17 protein-coding genes are annotated in these 18168 nt (G+C 69.9%); 16 read left to right on the top strand and 1 reads right to left on the bottom strand.

All coding sequences use genetic code 11. From position 1 onward, the window contains the following. Positions 1-10 precede the first annotated feature (10 nt). Positions 11-2416, top strand: a complete 2406-nt coding sequence (locus tag ABZY89_RS23660) for a glycoside hydrolase family 3 N-terminal domain-containing protein (protein ID WP_355231142.1) — start codon at positions 11-13, stop codon at positions 2414-2416. Here the strand turns inward: ABZY89_RS23660 and ABZY89_RS23655 are convergent. After that, positions 2413-3609 carry an ROK family transcriptional regulator gene (locus ABZY89_RS23655; protein WP_355231140.1) on the bottom strand — a complete coding sequence of 399 codons (1197 nt, stop codon included), beginning with the start codon at positions 3607-3609 and terminating at the stop codon, positions 2413-2415. The two genes, ABZY89_RS23660 and ABZY89_RS23655, sit on opposite strands and share 4 nt — an antisense overlap. 139 nt (positions 3610-3748) lie before the next feature. On the opposite strand from ABZY89_RS23655, the gene xylA reads away from it, so the two are divergent. The 15 genes from xylA to ABZY89_RS23580 form a co-directional block, all read left to right on the top strand. After that, positions 3749-4903: a xylose isomerase gene (gene xylA, locus ABZY89_RS23650; RefSeq protein WP_355231139.1), complete on the top strand. Its 1155-nt coding sequence runs from the start codon at positions 3749-3751 to the stop codon at positions 4901-4903. A gap of 10 nt (positions 4904-4913) precedes the next feature. Next, entirely contained in the window at positions 4914-6308 is a 1395-nt protein-coding gene (gene xylB / locus ABZY89_RS23645; RefSeq protein WP_355231137.1) for a xylulokinase, read from the top strand. A gap of 179 nt (positions 6309-6487) precedes the next feature. After that, complete coding sequence (gene pgsA / locus ABZY89_RS23640; RefSeq protein WP_355231135.1) at positions 6488-7108, top strand: phosphatidylinositol phosphate synthase; 621 nt, start codon at positions 6488-6490, stop codon at positions 7106-7108. Continuing rightward, positions 7105-7893 (top strand): inositol monophosphatase, encoded by a 789-nt coding sequence (locus ABZY89_RS23635; protein WP_355231134.1) that lies wholly within the window; start codon positions 7105-7107, stop codon positions 7891-7893. The genes pgsA and ABZY89_RS23635 overlap by 4 nt, the downstream gene beginning before the upstream one ends. A gap of 92 nt (positions 7894-7985) precedes the next feature. Continuing rightward, entirely contained in the window at positions 7986-8882 is an 897-nt protein-coding gene (gene pdxS / locus ABZY89_RS23630) for a pyridoxal 5'-phosphate synthase lyase subunit PdxS (RefSeq protein ID WP_160022862.1), read from the top strand. Then, on the top strand, positions 8879-9451 hold the full coding sequence (pdxT, locus tag ABZY89_RS23625) for a pyridoxal 5'-phosphate synthase glutaminase subunit PdxT (protein ID WP_355231132.1): 573 nt from the start codon (positions 8879-8881) through the stop codon (positions 9449-9451). Before pdxS ends, pdxT begins: the two co-directional genes overlap by 4 nt. A 120-nt stretch (positions 9452-9571) precedes the next feature. Continuing rightward, a complete protein-coding gene (locus ABZY89_RS23620; RefSeq protein WP_141804943.1) occupies positions 9572-10339 on the top strand; it encodes a YebC/PmpR family DNA-binding transcriptional regulator in 768 nt (255 codons plus the stop codon). Between the two features lie 200 nt (positions 10340-10539). Further along, positions 10540-11064: a crossover junction endodeoxyribonuclease RuvC gene (gene ruvC / locus ABZY89_RS23615; RefSeq protein ID WP_355231131.1), complete on the top strand. Its 525-nt coding sequence runs from the start codon at positions 10540-10542 to the stop codon at positions 11062-11064. Next, positions 11061-11660: a Holliday junction branch migration protein RuvA gene (gene ruvA, locus ABZY89_RS23610; RefSeq protein WP_355231129.1), complete on the top strand. Its 600-nt coding sequence runs from the start codon at positions 11061-11063 to the stop codon at positions 11658-11660. Before ruvC ends, ruvA begins: the two co-directional genes overlap by 4 nt. 6 nt (positions 11661-11666) lie before the next feature. Continuing rightward, complete coding sequence (ruvB, locus tag ABZY89_RS23605) at positions 11667-12764, top strand: Holliday junction branch migration DNA helicase RuvB (RefSeq protein WP_355231127.1); 1098 nt, start codon at positions 11667-11669, stop codon at positions 12762-12764. 87 nt (positions 12765-12851) lie between these two features. Continuing rightward, positions 12852-13220 carry a preprotein translocase subunit YajC gene (yajC, locus tag ABZY89_RS23600; RefSeq protein ID WP_355231125.1) on the top strand — a complete coding sequence of 123 codons (369 nt, stop codon included), beginning with the start codon at positions 12852-12854 and terminating at the stop codon, positions 13218-13220. Positions 13221-13227: 7 nt separating this feature from the next. Further along, on the top strand, positions 13228-14958 hold the full coding sequence (gene secD, locus ABZY89_RS23595) for a protein translocase subunit SecD (RefSeq protein ID WP_355231123.1): 1731 nt from the start codon (positions 13228-13230) through the stop codon (positions 14956-14958). Further along, positions 14958-16199: a protein translocase subunit SecF gene (gene secF / locus ABZY89_RS23590; protein WP_355231122.1), complete on the top strand. Its 1242-nt coding sequence runs from the start codon at positions 14958-14960 to the stop codon at positions 16197-16199. The genes secD and secF overlap by 1 nt, the downstream gene beginning before the upstream one ends. Continuing rightward, positions 16196-16762 (top strand): adenine phosphoribosyltransferase, encoded by a 567-nt coding sequence (locus ABZY89_RS23585; protein WP_355231121.1) that lies wholly within the window; start codon positions 16196-16198, stop codon positions 16760-16762. The genes secF and ABZY89_RS23585 overlap by 4 nt, the downstream gene beginning before the upstream one ends. A gap of 75 nt (positions 16763-16837) precedes the next feature. Beyond that, a partial coding sequence (locus ABZY89_RS23580) for a RelA/SpoT family protein (RefSeq protein ID WP_355231120.1) occupies positions 16838-18168 on the top strand: 1331 nt, incomplete at its 3' end.

Raw genomic sequence — 18168 nt, 5'->3', positions numbered from 1 at the left:
AGGGACAACTGTGACTGAAAACGCCCCCCTTCCCGCCTGGCCGCACGTCTCCGACCGCGTGCGTGACCTGCATGCCCAGATGACCTTGGAGGAGAAGCTCGCCCAGATCGTGGGCTACTGGCTCGATCGCGGCGGCGACGTCGTCGCGCCGATGGCCAACGAGATGAGCAGCAACATCTCGGGAGGTGACCGCCGACTCTCGGAGATCACCGCCCACGGCCTGGGCCACTACACCCGGGTCTACGGCACCCGGCCGGTCGAGCCTGCCGAACGGGCCGCATGGCTGTGGGCCGAGCAGAAGCGTCTGGTCGACGAGACCCGACTGGGGATCCCCGCGCTGGTCCACGAGGAGTGCCTGACCGGACTCGCGACCTGGGAGGCGGCGACGTTTCCCACCCCGCTGGCCTGGGGAGCCACCTTCGACCCCGAGGCGGTCGAGGAGATGGCGGCGATGATCGGTTCCGACATGCGCGACCTCGGCATCCACCAGGGCCTGGCGCCCGTGCTGGACGTGATCCGGGACGCGCGCTGGGGCCGGTGCGAGGAGGCCATCGGCGAGGACCCCTACCTCGTCGGGACGGTCGGCACTGCGTACGTCCGCGGGCTGCAGTCGGCCGGTGTGCATGCCACGTTGAAGCACTTCGTGGGCTACTCGGGCTCGCGGGCCGGGCGCAACCACGCACCGCTCTCGGCGGGTCCGCGCGAGATCGCCGACATCTTCCTGCCGCCGTTCGAGATGGCAGTCCTCGACGGTGGCGCGCGGTCGGTGATGGCGTCCTACAACGACATCGACGGTGTGCCGCAGCATGCCTCGATCGAGCACCTCACCACGCTGCTGCGCGAGACCTGGGGCTTCGACGGGGTCGTGGTCGCCGACTACTTCGGTGTCGCGTTCCTGGCGGTGATGCATGCGATCGCTGCCGATCGCGGGAGGGCAGCTGCGTACGCCCTCGAGGCAGGTGTCGACATCGAGCTGCCGAGCGGGGATGCCTACCTCGAGCCGCTCGCGGCGCTGATCCGCTCCGGCGAGGTCTCCGAGGCGATCGTGGACCGGGCCGTGCTGCGCGCGCTGAAGCAGAAGGAGGAGCTCGGTCTTCTCGACGAGTCCTTCGCGGCCGGTCTGGAGGAGGGGGCTCCGGAGTCGATCGACCTGGACTCCCCGGCCCACCGCTCGCTGGCCCGTCGGCTCGCCGAGGAGTCGGTCGTGCTGCTCAGCAACGACGGGGTCCTCCCGCTCAGGGGCGACCTCGGCAAGGTGGCGATCATCGGCCCGAACGCCGACCGCTCCGAGGCGCTGATGGGTTGCTACTCCTTCGTCAACCACGTGATGGTGAGCTACCCCGAGAAGCCTCTGGGCATCGAGCTGCCGACGATCGCCGAGGCGGTCCGGGCCGAGCTCGGCGCCTCCTCCTACGAGGTCGTCGCCGGGTGTGACGTCGAGGGCACGGACCGCTCCGGCTTCCCCGCCGCGGTCTCCGCCGCCGAGGACGCCGACGTGGCCGTGGTCGTCGTCGGCGACCAGGCCGGCCTCTTCGGCCGCGGTACGGTGGGGGAGGGCAACGACTCCGAGTCGCTCGAGCTCCCCGGCGTCCAGCGCGAGCTGGTGTCCGCGGTCGTCGCGACCGGCACGCCCGTCGTGCTCGTGGTCGTCACCGGCCGCCCGTACGCCATCGGGTGGGCGCTCGAGGACGAGACCCGCCCCGCCGCGGTGCTGCAGGCGTTCTTCCCCGGCGAGGAGGGCGGTGCGGCACTGGCGCGCGTCATCTCCGGCGCGGTCAACCCGTCGGGCCGGCTCCCGGTCTCGCTGCCGCGGGTCTCCGGGACTCAGCCCTACAGCTACCTCCAGCCGCTGTTGGGCGGTCCGTCCGAGGTCACCAGCACCGACCCGACGCCGGCCCGCCCGTTCGGCTTCGGACTCTCCTACACCACCTTCGGCTACAGCGGGCTCTCGGCCGACCGCTCGGTCGAGGCGGGTGGCACCTTTGGTGTCGAGGCGACCGTCACCAACCTCGGTGACGTCGCCGGCGTGGACGTGGTCCAGCTCTACGGACGCGATCTGCTCGCTTCGGTGGTCCGCCCGGTCACGCAGCTGCTCGGCTACCAGCGGGTGGCGCTGCAGCCGGGCGAGTCGGCGACCGTACGCTTCGACGTGCCGACGACTCGGTTGGCCTTCGCCGACCGCAGCTACAACCGCGTCGTCGAGCCCGGTGAGGTCGAGGTCTGGGTCGCCGCCTCGGCAGGGGAGAAGGTCGCCACCGCCGTGGCCGAGGGCATCGCGGAGCTCTCCGACGTCGAGGCCGCTTCGGCCGCCGGCGAGTCGGGCACCGACAAGGCTCTGGTCACGATCACCGGTGACGTGCACCGGGTCAGCACCGCTGACCGGCGGATCACGACGGTGACGGTCTCGCGCAACTAGCCGGTGGTGCGGGCTGCCTGGCGGGCGAGGTGGGCGGCGGGATCGGCGATGACGCGGCGTACGACGGTCCCGGCCGCTCCGCGCACGGCGGCGTCGCTGCCGAGCCCGGAGACCAGCAGCCGGGGCGGTTCGACGGCGCCGGTGTGGTGGCTGATCGAGGCCGCGGTCGCCGCGGTCAGCCAGGGCGCGAGGGTGGCGAAGGCGCCACCGAGCACGATCGCGGTGGGGTCGAGGAGGGTGATGACCGAGGCGAGCGCGACGCCGAGGTGCCGGCCGGCGCCGGCGACGGCATCGAGCGCCGTCTGATCGCCCGCCTCGCAGGCCCGGGTGAGGTCGGCCATCGTCGCCACCTGCGCGCGGGCGAGGATCTCCTGCTGCCCGGCCATCCGCTCCAGGCAGCCGTGGCCTCCGCAGCCGCACCGCGGGCCGTCGGGGGCCACCACGACATGGCCGAGCTCGCCGGCGCCCGCGTGCGCGCCGCGGAACACTTCGCCGCCGAGCACGATGCCGCCACCGATGCCGATCTCGCCGGAGACGTGCACGAAGTCGCGCAGGGGAGCGCCGTCGTGCTCGTGACCGCCGAACCACATCTCGCCGAGCGCCGCCAGGTTGGCCTCGTTCTCGACGTCGACCTCGAGCCCGGTGCCCTCGCCGACGGCGTCGGCGAGGTCGACCCGTGCCCAGCCCAGGTTGGGGGTGCGTACGACGGCGCCCTCGACGGTCAGGCCGGGCACGGCGACGCAGGCCCCTGACAGCGGCAGACCCTGGGAGGCGGCGCTGCGGGTGGCCGTACGGGCCAGATCGATGAGGTCGGCGACCACCTCGTCGACCTCGCGGCCGCGGTTGTCGCGGCGTACGACGTGGTGGTAGCGCGGCACGCCGGTCAGGTCGGTCACCACGGCGGCCAGGTAGTCGACGTTGACCTCCAGGCCGAGGCCGGCGACGCCTCCGGGGGCGAGGTTGAGCGCCGTGGCGGGCCGGCCACGCTCGGTCGCGGCCGGGGCGCTCTCCTGGATCAGGCCGGCGGAGATCAGATCGGACACCAGCCCGGATACCGACGACTTCGTCAGGCCGGTGCGCGCAGCGACCTGCGCCCGCGAGACCGGGCTGGTGCGGGCGACCTCGCCGAGCACGAGCGCGAGGTTGCTCGCCCGCATCCCGGCATGCTGGGCAGGCTCGGTTCTCACGGTCATGCACGGGATTAGACCAAGTTCTGAACTTTAGGTCAAGCGACCCGCTTACAGGTGTCCAAAGGGTTGACAATGTGACGGCCGTCGCGTTTCATGAGGACCATATAGTCCGAGTCATGAACTAATGTGAGGAAGCAAGGCTATGACGGATTACACCCCCACCCCCGAGGACAAGTTCACCTTCGGGCTGTGGACCGTGGGCTGGAACGGGCAGGACGTGTTCGGCTCGGCGAGCCGGCCTCACCTCGACGTCGCCCACTCGGTGCACAAGCTGGCCGAGCTCGGCGCCTACGGCATCACCTTCCACGACAACGACGTCTTCGCGATCGACGCGAGCGACGCCGAGCGTCAGGCGGAGATCGACAAGCTCAAGGCGGCACTGGACGAGACCGGCCTCAAGGTGCCGATGGCCACCACCAACCTGTTCGGTCACCCGGTCTTCCGTGACGGTGGCTTCACCTCGAACGACCGTGAGGTGCGCCGCTACTCGATCGCCAAGGTCGCGCGCAACATCGACCTCGCCGCGGAGCTCGGCGCGACGACGTACGTCATGTGGGGTGGCCGTGAGGGTGGGGAGTCCCACGCGGCCAAGGACATCGCGTCCGCGCTCGACCGCTACCGCGAGGCGGTCAACCTGCTCGGCGACTACGTGACCGAACGGGGCTATGACATCCGGTTCGCCATCGAGCCGAAGCCCAACGAGCCCCGCGGCGACATCCTGCTGCCGACCATCGGCCACGCGCTCGCGTTCATCAACTCTCTCGACCGTCCCGAGATGGTCGGCCTCAACCCGGAGGTCGGTCACGAGGAGATGGCCGGGCTCAACTTCGCCTCCGGTGTCGCCCAGGCGCTGTGGCACGGCAAGCTCTTCCACATCGACCTCAACGGCCAGCACGGCCCGCGCTTCGACCAGGACCTCCGCTTCGGCGCCGGCAACCTGCGCGGCGCGTTCAACCTGGTCGACCTGCTGGAGACCAAGGGCTACGAGGGCCCGCGCCACTTCGACTTCAAGCCGCCGCGCACCGAGGACGAGGACGGCGTGTGGGCCTCGGCCGCGGGCTGCATGCGCAACTACCTCGTGCTGCGCGAGCGGGCGAAGGCGTTCCGGGCGGACCCGGAGGTCAAGGCTGCGCTCGAGGCCTCGCAGGTCGAGGAGCTCTCCGTGCCGACGCTGGCCGAGGGCGAGACGCTCGAGGACATCCGCAAGGCGACGTACGACATCGAGAAGCTGGACCACGGCTACGCGTTCGAGCACCTCGACCAGCTGGCCATGGACCACCTCCTCGGGCTTCGTTAGGTTGCAGGGCATGCCGCTCGTCGCCGGGGTCGACTCCTCGACCCAGTCCTGCAAGGTCGTCGTCCGTGACGCGGAGACCGGGGCGCTGGTGCGCTCCGGCTCCGCGCCGCACCCCGAGGGGACGGAGGTGGACCCGGCGGCGTGGTGGACCGCGCTCGAGTCGGCCGCCGAGGCCGCCGGCGGGCTCGATGATGTCGGCGCCGTCTCCGTCGGCGGACAGCAGCACGGGATGGTCTGCCTGGACGAGGCCGGAGAGGTCGTACGCCCGGCCCTGCTGTGGAACGACACCCGCTCGGCCGGCGCGGCCGCCGCGCTCAACACCGAGCTGGGTGCCGCGGCCTGGGCCGAGGCCGTCGGGTCGGTGCAGGTGGCCAGCTTCACGGCCACCAAGCTGCGCTGGCTCGCCGAGCACGAGCCGGACTCGGCGGCTCGGGTCGCGGCGGTGTGCCTGCCCCACGACTGGCTGACCTGGAAGCTTGCCGGCGCCCCGGGGCTGGAGGCCCTGCGTACGGACCGTAGCGACGCCAGCGGCACCGGCTACTACTCCGCGGTGACCGGCGAATACCGTCGCGACCTGCTCAAACGCGCGCTCGGGCGGGACGACGTCGTGCTGCCGGAGGTGCTCGCGCCCTCGGCCTCGGCGGGACGTACGCCGGCGGGGGCGCTGCTCGGCCCCGGCTGCGGCGACAACGCCGGCGCGGCCCTGGGCGTGGGCGCCCGGCCCGGCGACGTCGTCGTCTCCATCGGCACGTCCGGCGTCGCCTGCGCGGTCTCGGAGACACCCACCTCCGACGCGTCGGGCACCGTGGCGGGCTTCGCCGACGCCACCGGCCGCTACCTGCCGCTGGTCGCCACCCTCAACGCCGCGCGCGTCCTCGACGCCACCACCCGGCTGCTCGGGGTGAGCCACGAGGAGCTCTCCCGGCTCGCGCTCGAGGCGCCCTCCGGCTCCGGCGGCCTGGTCCTCGTCCCCTACCTCGAGGGCGAGCGCACCCCCGACCGCCCGTCGGCTCGTGGCGTGATCCACGGACTGACCCTCGCCACCGCCGAGCCCGCCTACCTGGCACGCGCGGCCGTCGAGGGACTGCTCTGCGGCCTCGCCGACGGCATCGACGCCCTGAAGTCCCAGGGCGTCGCCGTCAACCGCGTCCTCCTCGTCGGCGGCGGCGCCCGCTCCGAGGCCGTACGCCGCCTCGCCCCCGTCGTCCTCGGCCATCCCGTCCTCGTCCCCGAGCCGGGGGAGTACGTCGCCGACGGCGCCGCGCGCCAGGCCGCCTGGATCCTCACCGGCGGCGCAGAGCCCCCGACCTGGGAGCTAGCCGGCACCCAGGTCTACGAGGCCGACCCCGACCCCGCCGTACGCTCCCGCTACGCCGAGGTCCGCGATCTGACCGAAGGAACCTAGCCGAGACGTCAGTTACGTCGGGCGAGACGTCACTTAGGTCGGCCGAGATGTCACCCGCTGACCTCTCGGCCGACCGGAGCGACGCCTCGGCCGACGTGAGTAACGCCTCGGCAGAATGTGGGTGACGTTTCGGCGCGCGGGAGTGACGCCTCGGCGGGATCCGATAGCGTGGCCGCGCCATGTTGGATCACATCAAAGGCTTCGTTCAGGGAGTCGTCCTCGCGCCCATCGTCCGGCTGTTCGTGGCGCTGAAGATCAGCCCCGATGTCGTGACGCTCGTCGGCACCATCGGAGTAGTCGTCGGAGCGCTGGCGTTCTACCCGCGCGGCGAGCTGCTGGCCGGCACGATCTTCATCACCTGCTTCGTGTTCAGCGACCTGATCGACGGGGCGATGGCGCGTGCCGTCGGACGTACGTCGAAGTTCGGTGCCTTCTGGGACTCCACCCTCGACCGGTTCGGCGACGGCGCGGTCTTCGGTGGCCTGGCGCTCTACTTCGCCGGCCCGGGCGACTCAGACCTCTATCTCGCACTGTCCCTGTGGTGCCTCGTCATAGGTGCGGTCACCTCCTACGCCCGCGCCCGCGCCGAGTCGCTGGGCTTCACCGCCAACGTCGGCATCGCCGAGCGCGCCGACCGTCTGGTCCTGGTCCTGGTGATGACCGGCTTCGCCGGCATCTTCTCCCTCGACCTGCTCATCTACATCGCGCTGTGGATCCTCGCCGTCGCCTCGACCGTCACCGTCGGTCAGCGCATCTGGACCGTCCGCAAGCAGGCCCTCGCCGAGGAGGCGGCCTCGTGACCGCGCCGACCGAGGCAGACGTACGCCTGGCCGCGGAGCTCGTCCGCGGCGCCGGCTCGCTCGCCGCGAAGATGCGTGTCGAGGGCATCGGCGACTCGATCGAGACCAAGACCTCGGTCTCCGACCTGGTCACCGCCGCCGACAAGGCCGCGGAGAAGGCGATCGTCGAACGCCTGACGGCCGAGCACCCGGGGGACGGCATCCTCGGCGAGGAGGGCTCGGCCCGCGAGTCGACCACCGGCCGGGTGTGGACCATCGACCCGGTCGACGGCACCTACAACTTCGTACGCGGCCTCGACTGGTGGTGCTCGGCGCTGGCGCTGACCGACGGCGCCCCGGGAGACGTGAACAGTATCGTCCTGGGTGCGATCTATTCACCGGCGGAGGACGCGGTCTACGTCGGTGGCCCCGAGCTGCCCACGACCCGCAACGGCGTCCGGCTCGACGCGATGCCCGACACGCCGCTCGCCCTCGCCTGCCTCACCACTTACCTCCACCCCTCGAAGCTGAAGCAACCGGTCGGCGAGGCGTACGTCCGCGTCACCAGCGGTGCCGCCTCCATCCGGATCCTCGGCTCCGGCTCGATGGACCTCACCGCCATCGCCCAGGGCAAGCTCCACCTCTTCTGCCAGCACTCTGTCCCCGACTGGGACCGCCTCCCCGGCGCGGCCCTGGTCCTGGGCGCCGGCGGAGCCATGACCCAGGTGGAAGCCGGTGGCGTCACCTGGTCGCTGGCCGGCGCCCCCACCGCGGTGGCAGAGGCCGCCGAGGTGTTGGCCGGGTAGCAGTCCACTTGGAGCAGTCCACTTTGGGAACAGTGGCTTGACCAGGGCTTTCCGAGGGTGGCGTACGCCTTGTCCCGACCTACGATCGCCCCATGGCAACAAGCATGAATGAGACGGGAACCTCGCGGGTCAAGCGCGGGATGGCGGAGATGCTCAAGGGCGGCGTGATCATGGACGTGGTCACCGCCGAGCAGGCGAAGATCGCCGAGGACGCCGGGGCGGTGGCGGTGATGGCGCTCGAGCGCGTCCCCGCCGACATCCGCGCCCAGGGTGGCGTGAGCCGCATGTCCGACCCCGACATGATCGACGGCATCATCGAGGCCGTCTCCATCCCGGTCATGGCCAAGGCCCGGATCGGCCACTTCGCCGAGGCCCAGGTGCTGCAGAGCCTCGGGGTGGACTACATCGACGAGTCCGAGGTGCTGACCCCGGCCGACTACGAGAACCACATCGACAAGTGGGCCTTCACCGTGCCGTTCGTGTGCGGCGCGACCAACCTCGGCGAGGCTCTGCGCCGCATCACCGAGGGCGCGGCGATGATCCGCTCCAAGGGCGAGGCCGGCACCGGCGACGTGTCCAACGCGGTCACCCACATGCGTACGATCCGCCGCGAGATCCGCCGCCTCGGCGCCCTCGCCGAGGACGAGCTCTACGTGGCCGCCAAGGAGCTCCAGGCTCCGTACGAGCTGGTCAAGGAGGTCGCCGAGAACGGCAAGCTCCCGGTCGTCCTGTTCACCGCCGGCGGCATCGCGACCCCCGCCGACGCCGCGATGATGATGCAGCTCGGTGCCGAGGGCGTCTTCGTCGGTTCCGGCATCTTCAAGTCCGGCAACCCGGTCCAGCGCGCTGAGGCGATCGTCAAGGCGACCACCTTCCACGACGACCCCGACGTCGTCGCCAAGGTCTCCCGCGGCCTCGGCGAGGCGATGGTCGGCATCAACGTCGACGAGCCCGCCAGGTCGATCCAGTTCGCGGAGCGCGGCTGGTGACCACCCTCGGCGTACTCGCCCTCCAGGGCGATGTCCGCGAGCACCTCGCCGCTCTCGACCGCCTGGGGGTGAAGGGAACGTCCGTACGCCGCCGGGAGGAGCTCGACGCGTGCGACGCGCTCGTCATCCCCGGCGGTGAGTCGACGACGATGTGGCGCCTGGCGCGTACGTTCGAGCTGCTCGACCCGCTCCGCGAGCGGGTCCGGGGCGGGATGCCGGCGCTCGGTACCTGCGCCGGCATGGTGCTCCTGGCCGACCGGCTGCTCGACGCGGCCCAGGGCCAGGAGACCATCGGCGGGCTCGACATCACGGTCCGGCGCAACGCCTTCGGGCGGCAGACGGAGTCGTTCGAGACCGACCTGGAGGTCACCGGGCTGGACGAGACGGTCCACGGCGTCTTCATCCGGGCGCCCTGGGTCGAGGAGATCGGCCCGGGTGTCGAGGTGCTGGCGAGCGTGGGGGAGCACCCCGTCGCGGTACGTCAGAACCAGCTCATGGCGACCTCGTTCCACCCTGAGGTCAACGCCGACGACCGGCTGCACCGGCTCTTCGTCGACACCTGCTGCTGACGGTGACGTACGGCACGTAGTTAAACTGGGTGTCTGCTGCCATGTGGCGCCCCGAAATGGGTAGAGCGGTGGTGGCACGACAAGCATCAGCGACGACGCGGGGCAAAGGACGGTTTCCAGATGAGCGGCCACTCCAAGTGGGCAACGACGAAGCACAAGAAGGCGGCGATCGACGCCAAGCGCGGCAAGCTCTTCGCCAAGCTCATCAAGACGATCGAGATCGCGGCCAAGACCGGCGGTCCCGACCCGACCGGCAACCCGACCCTCTTCGACGCGATCCAGAAGGCCAAGAAGCAGTCGGTCCCCAACGACAACATCGACCGTGCGGTCAAGCGCGGTGGTGGGCTCGACGGCGGCGGGGTCAGCTATGACACGATCATGTACGAGGTCTACGGCCCCCAGGGCGTCGCGCTCCTCATCGAGTGTCTGACCGACAACCGCAACCGGGCGGCCATGGAGGTGCGCACCGCGGTCACCCGCAACGGCGGCACCATGGCCGACCCGGGTTCGGTCTCGCGGCTCTTCGACCGCAAGGGCGTCGTCGTCGTGGCGAAGGCGCAGGAGGGCAAGGAGGTCTCCGAGGACGATCTCCTCGAGGCCACCCTCGATGCCGGTGCCGAGGACGTCAACGACCTCGGTGAGTCCTTCGAGATCGTCTCCGACCCGTCCGACGTCGTCGCGGTCCGCACCGCGCTGCAGGACGCCGGCATCGACTACGACTCCGCCGAGGTCCAGTTCGTCGCGAGCATGGACATCCCGGTCGCCGACGCCCCGTCCGCCGAGAAGGTCTTCAAGCTCATCGACGCCGTCGACGACCTCGACGACGTACAGAACGTCTTCTCCAACGCCGACATCCCTGACGAGGTCATGGAGACCGTCGACGCCTGACCTCCTCGCTGGTCGAGCCGGATTCGTGAGGAACGAGCGAATCCGTGTCGAGACCAACACGGTTCTGTCGAGCGGACAGAGGACTGTGTTGGTCATCTCGACAAGCTCGATACAACGCTCGACACGCCTCCGCCCAGGGGCTCCGGCGGCTCGACCAGCGATGCCGGTACGCTACGAACAGACGTTCGATGGAGGTGCTGATGCGGGTGCTTGGGATCGACCCCGGCCTGACCCGGTGCGGGATGGGCGTGGTCGACGGGTCGCTCGGCCGGCCGCTGTCGATGGTGGACGTCGGAGTGATCCGTACGTCCTCGGATCTTCCCGTCTGGGAGCGGCTGGTGAGCATCGAGAAGGGCATCGACGCCTGGATCGAGGAGCATCAGCCCGACGCGGTCGCGATCGAGCGGATCTTCGCGCGCTCGAACGTCTCCACGATCATGGGTACGGCCCAGGCCAGCGGCCTCGCCATGGTCTGCGCCGCCCGGCGCGGCCTGCCGGTCGCCCTGCACACGCCCTCTGAGGTCAAGGCCGCCGTGTCCGGCAACGGCCGGGCCGACAAGCAGCAGGTGACCGCCATGGTGACCCGTATCCTGCGGCTCCCGACCCCACCGAAGCCTGCCGATGCCGCCGACGCGCTCGCGCTGGCCATCACCCACCAGTGGCGCGGAGGCGCCCAGAACCGCATCGAAGCCGCGGTGGCCGCGGCAGGGAAGGTACGCCGATGATCGCGTCCGTGCGCGGCAAGGTCGCCGCAGTCAGTCTCTCCACCGCCGTCGTCGAGGTCGGCGGCATCGGGATCGAGCTGCTCTGCACGCCCAACACACTGGCCACGCTCCGCACGGGTGAGGAGGCGCACCTCCCGACCAGCCTGGTCGTGCGCGAGGACTCGCTGACCCTCTTCGGCTTCACCGACACCGACGAGCGCACCCTCTTCGAGCTCCTCCAGACCGCCTCCGGCGTCGGCCCGAAGCTCGCCCAGGCGATGCTCGCCGTCCTCTCGCCCGACGGCATCCGCCTGGCCATCGCGGGCGAGGACGCCAAGACCCTCACCAAGGTCCCCGGCATCGGCCAGAAGGGCGCCCAGCGGATCATCCTGGAGCTCAAGGACAGGATCGGCGCACCGACCGGCACCACTTCCGCCCCAGCGCGCGCCACCACAGCGGCGCCGTGGCGCGACCAGGTCACCGAGGCCCTCGTCGGCCTGGGCTACAACGCCCGGGACGCCGACAAGGCAGTGACCGCGATCGAGCCCGAGGCCGGTGACCAGGCCAACATCTCGTTGCTGCTGCGAGCGGCCCTGCGCACCCTTTCGAAGGCATAAGGACCCATGCACGAGGACGATCTGGACCGGGCCGAGGAGGACTCCCGCTTTGATGGGTACAGCTCCTCGCTCACCATCGCCGAGGCCGACGGCGACGACCGCGCCGTCGAGGCCGCGCTGCGCCCGAAGACCCTCGACGAGCTGATCGGCCAACAACGCGTCCGCGAGCAGCTCGGCCTCGTCCTGGAGGCGGCACGGCAGCGGGAGCGGGCCCCCGACCACGTACTCCTGTCCGGGCCGCCAGGCCTCGGCAAGACCACTCTCGCCATGATCATCGCGGCCGAGATGTCGGCGCCGCTTCGGATCACGAGCGGCCCGGCGATCACTCATGCCGGCGACCTGGCCGCGATCCTGAGCGGGCTCAACGAGGGCGAGGTGCTCTTCGTCGACGAGATCCACCGGATGAGCCGACCAGCCGAGGAGATGCTCTACCTGGCGATGGAGGACTTCCGGGTCGACGTGGTCATCGGCAAGGGCCCGGGCGCGACCGCGATCCCGATCGACCTGCCGCCGTTCACGCTGGTCGGAGCGACCACGCGCGCCGGCCTCCTTCCCGGCCCGCTCCGGGACAGGTTCGGGTTCACCGGCCACCTCGAGCTCTACGACCCGGCCGACCTCGAGCTGATCGTGCGCCGCTCCGCGGGCCTGCTCGACGTCACCCTCAAGGACGACGGCGCCGCCGAGATCGCCGGCCGCTCCCGAGGCACTCCGCGGATCGCCAACCGGCTGCTGCGCCGCGTACGCGACTATGCCCAGGTCAAGGCCGACGGCACGGTCACCCAGCAGATCGCCGAGAAGGCGCTCGATCTCTACGAGGTCGACCCGCTCGGCCTGGACCGTCTCGACCTGGCCGTGCTCGACGCCCTGTGCCGGAGGTTCGGTGGCGGCCCGGTGGGCGTCTCCACCCTCGCCGTCGCGGTGGGGGAGGAGCGCGAGACGGTCGAGGAGGTGGCCGAGCCGTTCCTGGTGCGGTCCGGCTTCCTGGCACGTACGCCGCGTGGCCGGGTCGCGACCCCGGCAGCATGGGAGCACCTCGGGCTGCCGGTGCCGTCCAACGCCGAAGCTGCGGCCTGGTCCAAGGAAACGCTCTGGGATGAGGCCTGATTCACAGTCTCAACCAGGTGCCTGGTTAGACTTGCACGTCGCCGTGCGCCTGCCGGTGACCACTCAGACTGTCGGAGCCGAACCCCCGTGGAATTCCTTCCCTTTATCGTCATCATCGTCCTGTTCTACTTCCTGTTGATCAGGCCGCAGCAGAAGCGTGCGAAGCAGGCTCGTGAGCTCCAGCTCAACCTCCAGCCGGGTGACCGGGTGATGCTGACCGCCGGGCTCTTCGGCACGGTGACGGAGGTCGAGGAGACCACGACGAACATCAAGGTCGAGATCGCCGACGGCGTCGTCATCCAGGTCGTGCGCCAGGCCGTGGCCCAGAAGGTCACCGAGGCGCCTGCCGAGGAGATCGACGAGAACACCGCCGAGGACCCCGAGGTCGAGGCCAAGGCCGACGAGACCCCTGAGGGCGCCGAGAACGTCATCGTGGACCTCGACAAGAAGGACTGACCAACACATGGCACGCAAGACAGCGCGCCCCGGCCGGACACTCGCACTGCTCTTCTTGGCCATTGCGATCATGTTCGGCGGCATCGCGTACGCCGGCACCTGGAAGCCCGAGCTGGGCCTCGACCTGCGCGGCGGCACCGAGATCTCGATGACCGCGGAGAACTCCGAGGGCGGATCGGTCCCGAGGGAGAGCCTCGACGAGGCCAAGTCGATCATCGACCAGCGCGTCAACGGCTCCGGCATCACCGGCGGCCGAGTGACCACCGAGGGCAACGACGTCATCAAGGTCTCCATCCCCGGCACCGGCAAGGTGCAGCAGGAGACCGCCGAGCGCGTCCGCCAGACCGCGAAGCTCCGCTTCCGCCTGGTCGCCTGCAGCCCGCAGAAGCCCTGCGGCGCCGCGGACCCCAGCGGCGGCTCGATGGTCGAGGACCCCTCGGCCGGCACCGTCCCGGGCACCTCGCCGCGCGCGGCGTTCGGCAGCGAGACCGCCAGTGCCTCCGAGACCGCCAGTGCGTCCGACAAGGCATCCGAGAAGGCGTCCGAGAGCACCGACCCGAGCGCCAGCCCCTCGGCCTCGGCGGGTGCCGAGCCCGAGAAGCAGAACGAGAACGAGGTCGTTCCGGTCGACGAAGCGGTCGAGTTCATGCGCAACGTGCCGCAGGAGTGGGCAACCGCCTACAACTCCTTCACCTGTCCCGCCCCGGGCGCCGAGCCGGCCGAGGACATCCCCGGAAAGCCGCTGCTGACCTGTGACGAGGACGGCGTCCCCTACCTGCTGACGCCGGCCGTCATCGAGGGCACCGAGATCAGCGAGGCCTCCTACGGCATCCCGCAGCAGCAGGCCAACTACGTGGTGACCCTCGACTTCAAGTCCGAGGGCAACAAGGTCTTCGCCGACACCACCGGCGCCATCGCCGGCACCGGCGAGCAGTTCGCGATCGTCCTGGACGGCAAGGTGATCTCGGCCCCGACCGCCGACTCGCGGATCAGCGGAGGCGCCCAGATCAGTGGTGACTTCACTCAGGAGTCCGCCGCCGCGCTGGCCAACAACCTGAAGTACGGCTCGCTGCCGCTCGACTTCCCCGAGGACGGCATCCAGACCCGGGTCATCGGCCCGACCCTGGCCGGCAACCAGCTCACCGCCGGACTCTGGGCCGGCCTCGTCGGCCTGATCCTGGTGGTCATCTTCTCGATCCTCTACTACCGCGCGATGAGCATCGTGGTGATCGGCTCTCTGCTCGTGGCAGGGGCGATGACATACGGGATGATCCTGCTGCTCAGCGAGACCGCCGGCGTCACCCTGGACCTTCCGGGCGTGGCCGGTCTGATCGTCGGTATCGGCATCACCGCCGACTCCTTCATCATCCTCTACGAGAGGATGCGTGACGACATGCGTGAGGGCCGCTCGATGCGGGTGGCCGTCGACACGGCCTGGCCGCGCGCCCGAAACACGTGTCTGGCCTCCGACGGGGTCTCGTTCCTGGCCGCGTTCGTGCTCTATGTCTTCGCGACCAACGAGGTCAAGGGCTTCGCCTTCATGCTCGGCCTGACCACCATCATCGACGTCCTGGTGTTCTTCTGGTTCACCCACCCGATGACCAAGCTGATGGCCGGCTGGGGCTTCTTCAACAAGGGCCACGTGCTCTCCGGCATGGACCAGCGCGCTATCGGCACCGTCGACGCCCCCAAGGGCACCACGCCCAAGGGCACCACTCTGGTCGGAGGCAAGGCCTGATGAGCAAGTTCTCCATCTCGCGGCTCGGCAAGGAGCTCTACACCGGCGAGAAGTCCTTCGACTTCGTCGGTCGCCGGATGCTCTGGTACGCCGTCTCCGCGGTCGTGCTCGTCGCCGTCGTCCTCGGCGTCTCGCTCCAGGGCATCAACCTCGGCATCGACTTCACCGGCGGCACGCGCTACACCGTGACTGTCGCGCAGGCCGACCAGGAGCTCGCCGACGACCTGCGTACGGCGGTCGGTGACACGGCCGTCGAGGCCGCCGACGGCGCCACGGTGCGCACGGCCGGTGGCAAGTCGATCGTCATCGAGACCAAGGCGATCCCCGACAACTCCGAGGCCGACAACTCGATCATGGAGGCGATCACCAAGACCGCCGACGTGGCCGAGGACGACATCAGCCGCACCGGCATCGGCCCCAGCTGGGGCCAGCGGGTCGCCTCGAAGGCGGCCCTCGCGCTGGGCATCTTCCTCGTCGGCGTGGTCCTGTTCATCTGGATCTACTTCCGGGAGTGGAAGATGTCGGTCGCGGCCGTCGTCGCGCTGCTCCACGACGTGGTGATCACGGTCGGCGTCTACGCGATCATCGGCTTCGAGGTGACTCCGGCAACGGTCACCGGCTTCCTGACGATCCTCGGTTACTCGCTCTACGACACGGTGGTGGTCTTCGACAAGGTCAAGGAGAACACCCGCAACCTGTCGCAGAAGAAGCAGACCTATGCCGCCGCGGCCAACCTGGCGATCAACCAGACCCTGGTCCGCTCGGTGAACACCTCGATCATCGGTCTGCTGCCGGTCGTCGCGATCCTCTACGTCAGCGCGGTCCAGCTCGGCACCTCCTCGCTGAAGGACATCTCCCTGGTCCTCTTCGTCGGTATGGCCGTCGGCACCTACTCCTCGATCTTCATCGCCACCCCGCTGCTGGTGCACCTGAAGTCGAGGGAGAAGGACGTCGTCGACGCCGAGAAGCGTGCCGCCGCACGGATGAAGGAAGCCGACAAGTACGCCGCGGTTCCCGTCTTCGACGAGGGCATGCCGGTCGCGGAGGACGACGAGCCGGACGAGCTCCGGGAGAACGCCTCCGAGGACCTTCACGAGGCCGGCGTGAGCCGGGGCACCAGCCCCAACCGCAACGCGACCGGCCGGGGCCGCAACGTACCCGACCAGCACCGTTCGGTCTCCGACAGCGGCGCCGCCGGGCGTCCGCAGCCGAAGCGCGAGTCGAGGTCGAAGCGGAAGTGACTGTCTCCGAGACGGCCGCTGGTGGCCGGTCGCTCGAGGAAACCCTCGAGCGGCTGGTCGCCGACGTACCCGACTTCCCGGAGCCGGGTGTCGGGTTCAAGGACATCACCCCGCTGCTGGCCGACCACGCGGGCTTCAGCCAGGTGGTCGAGGCGCTCGCTGCTCCGGCGCGCGACGCCGACGGCAACGTGACCGTCACCAAGGTGCTCGGCATGGAGTCGCGAGGCTTCATCCTCGGCGCCCCCGCGGCCCTGCACCTCGGCGTGGGCTTCGTGCCCGTCCGCAAGGCCGGCAAGCTGCCCCGCGAGACCCACGCGGTCTCCTACTCGCTGGAGTACGGCGAGGCCACCCTGGAGATCCACACCGACGCGGTCGCGCCGGGGGAGCGGGTGCTGGTCATCGACGACGTCCTCGCGACCGGTGGCACCGCGGCGGCCACGATCGAGCTCGTCGAGCGCTGCGGCGGTGTCGTCGTAGGCGTCTCGGTTCTGCTCGAGCTCGGCTTCCTCGACCCGCGCAGCAAGCTGCCGGACACGCCGGTGCACGCACTGCTCACCAGCTAGCAGGTGGCCCGCAAGTGTCCAACCCGCAAGTGTCGTCCTAGCCAACGCTCCGGGTCGGGCCGGTAGACTCTGGCTATGGCAGAGGATCGCATCGTCGCGCAGCCTCGTGCGCACAACATCGAGGCGCGGGAGAGCAGTGGCCCGGCCCCGTCGGGCCGCAGTGTCCGTGCGCGCCTGGCCCGGATCGGCGGCCGCGGCACGCCGGGCAATCCTGTGCTGGAGCCGCTCTTCCGGGCGGTGAGGTCCAACCACCCGAAGGCCGACCTGGCCCTGCTGGAGCGGGCGTACGTCACGGCCGAGCGCCTCCACGGCACGCAGATGCGCAAGAGCGGCGACCCCTACATCACCCACCCGCTCGCGGTGACCACGATCCTCGCCGAGCTCGGCATGACCGAGCCGACCCTGGTGGCGGCGCTGCTGCACGACACCGTCGAGGACACGCCCTACACGCTCAAAGAGCTCACCCGGGACTTCGGTGAGGAGGTCGCCCACCTCGTCGACGGCGTCACCAAGCTCGACAAGGTCACCTACGGCGACTCCGCGCAGGCCGAGACGATCCGCAAGATGGTCGTGGCGATGTCCCGCGACATCCGGGTGCTGGTGATCAAGCTTGCCGACCGCCTGCACAACATGCGTACGCTGCGCTACGTCCCGCAGAAGAGCCAGGAGCGGAGCGCCCGCGAGACCCTCGACATCTATGCGCCGCTGGCCCACCGGCTCGGCATGAACACCATCAAGTTCGAGCTCGAGGACCTCGCCTTCGCGACCCTCTACCCGAAGATGTACGACGAGCTCGTCCGCCTCGTCGCCGACCGCAACCCGTCACGGGAGAAGTTCCTGGCCCAGGTCATCGACCAGGTCGAGCGCGACCTGCACGAGGCCCGGATCAAGGCGACGGTCACCGGCCGACCGAAGCACTACTACTCGATCTACCAGAAGATGATCGTCGGCGGTAAGGACTTCTCCGACATCAACGACCTGGTCGGCATCCGGATCCTGGTCGAGGACGAGCGCGACTGCTACTCCGTCCTCGGCATCCTGCACTCACGGTGGAACCCCGTCCTGGGGCGCTTCAAGGACTACATCGCGATGCCGAAGTTCAACATGTACCAGTCGCTGCACACCACCGTGATCGGCCCGCAGGGCAAGCCGGTCGAGCTGCAGATCCGCACCTTCGCGATGCACCGCCGCGCCGAGTTCGGCGTGGCCGCGCACTGGAAGTACAAGGAGGACGGCCGCGCCGGTGTCGACACCGACCGGCCGATGGACAACGACATGAGCTGGGTCAAACAGCTCATGGACTGGCAGTCGGAGGTCAACGACCCCGGCGAGTTCCTGGAGTCGCGGGGGGGGTGGTTTTATAGGACCCACCACAATAATACCCCAAAAAATACCATTTTAAAAAA

This window comes from Nocardioides sp. NPDC006303, from assembly GCF_040613175.1.
Lineage (GTDB): Bacteria > Actinomycetota > Actinomycetes > Propionibacteriales > Nocardioidaceae > Nocardioides.
This window is presented reverse-complemented; position numbering and strand designations above follow the sequence as displayed.

What these genes read in the sequence shown, in the direction of transcription:
- ABZY89_RS23655 (WP_355231140.1), bottom strand. Translation starts at nt 3,609, where the DNA reads ATGACCGTGAGAACCGAGCCTGCCCAGCATGCCGGGATGCGGGCGAGC.
- xylA (WP_355231139.1), top strand. Translation starts at nt 3,749, where the DNA reads ATGACGGATTACACCCCCACCCCCGAGGACAAGTTCACCTTCGGGCTG.
- xylB (WP_355231137.1), top strand. Translation starts at nt 4,914, where the DNA reads ATGCCGCTCGTCGCCGGGGTCGACTCCTCGACCCAGTCCTGCAAGGTC.
- pgsA (WP_355231135.1), top strand. Translation starts at nt 6,488, where the DNA reads ATGTTGGATCACATCAAAGGCTTCGTTCAGGGAGTCGTCCTCGCGCCC.
- pdxS (WP_160022862.1), top strand. Translation starts at nt 7,986, where the DNA reads ATGGCAACAAGCATGAATGAGACGGGAACCTCGCGGGTCAAGCGCGGG.
- ABZY89_RS23620 (WP_141804943.1), top strand. Translation starts at nt 9,572, where the DNA reads ATGAGCGGCCACTCCAAGTGGGCAACGACGAAGCACAAGAAGGCGGCG.
- ruvC (WP_355231131.1), top strand. Translation starts at nt 10,540, where the DNA reads ATGCGGGTGCTTGGGATCGACCCCGGCCTGACCCGGTGCGGGATGGGC.
- ruvA (WP_355231129.1), top strand. Translation starts at nt 11,061, where the DNA reads ATGATCGCGTCCGTGCGCGGCAAGGTCGCCGCAGTCAGTCTCTCCACC.
- ruvB (WP_355231127.1), top strand. Translation starts at nt 11,667, where the DNA reads ATGCACGAGGACGATCTGGACCGGGCCGAGGAGGACTCCCGCTTTGAT.
- secD (WP_355231123.1), top strand. Translation starts at nt 13,228, where the DNA reads ATGGCACGCAAGACAGCGCGCCCCGGCCGGACACTCGCACTGCTCTTC.
- secF (WP_355231122.1), top strand. Translation starts at nt 14,958, where the DNA reads ATGAGCAAGTTCTCCATCTCGCGGCTCGGCAAGGAGCTCTACACCGGC.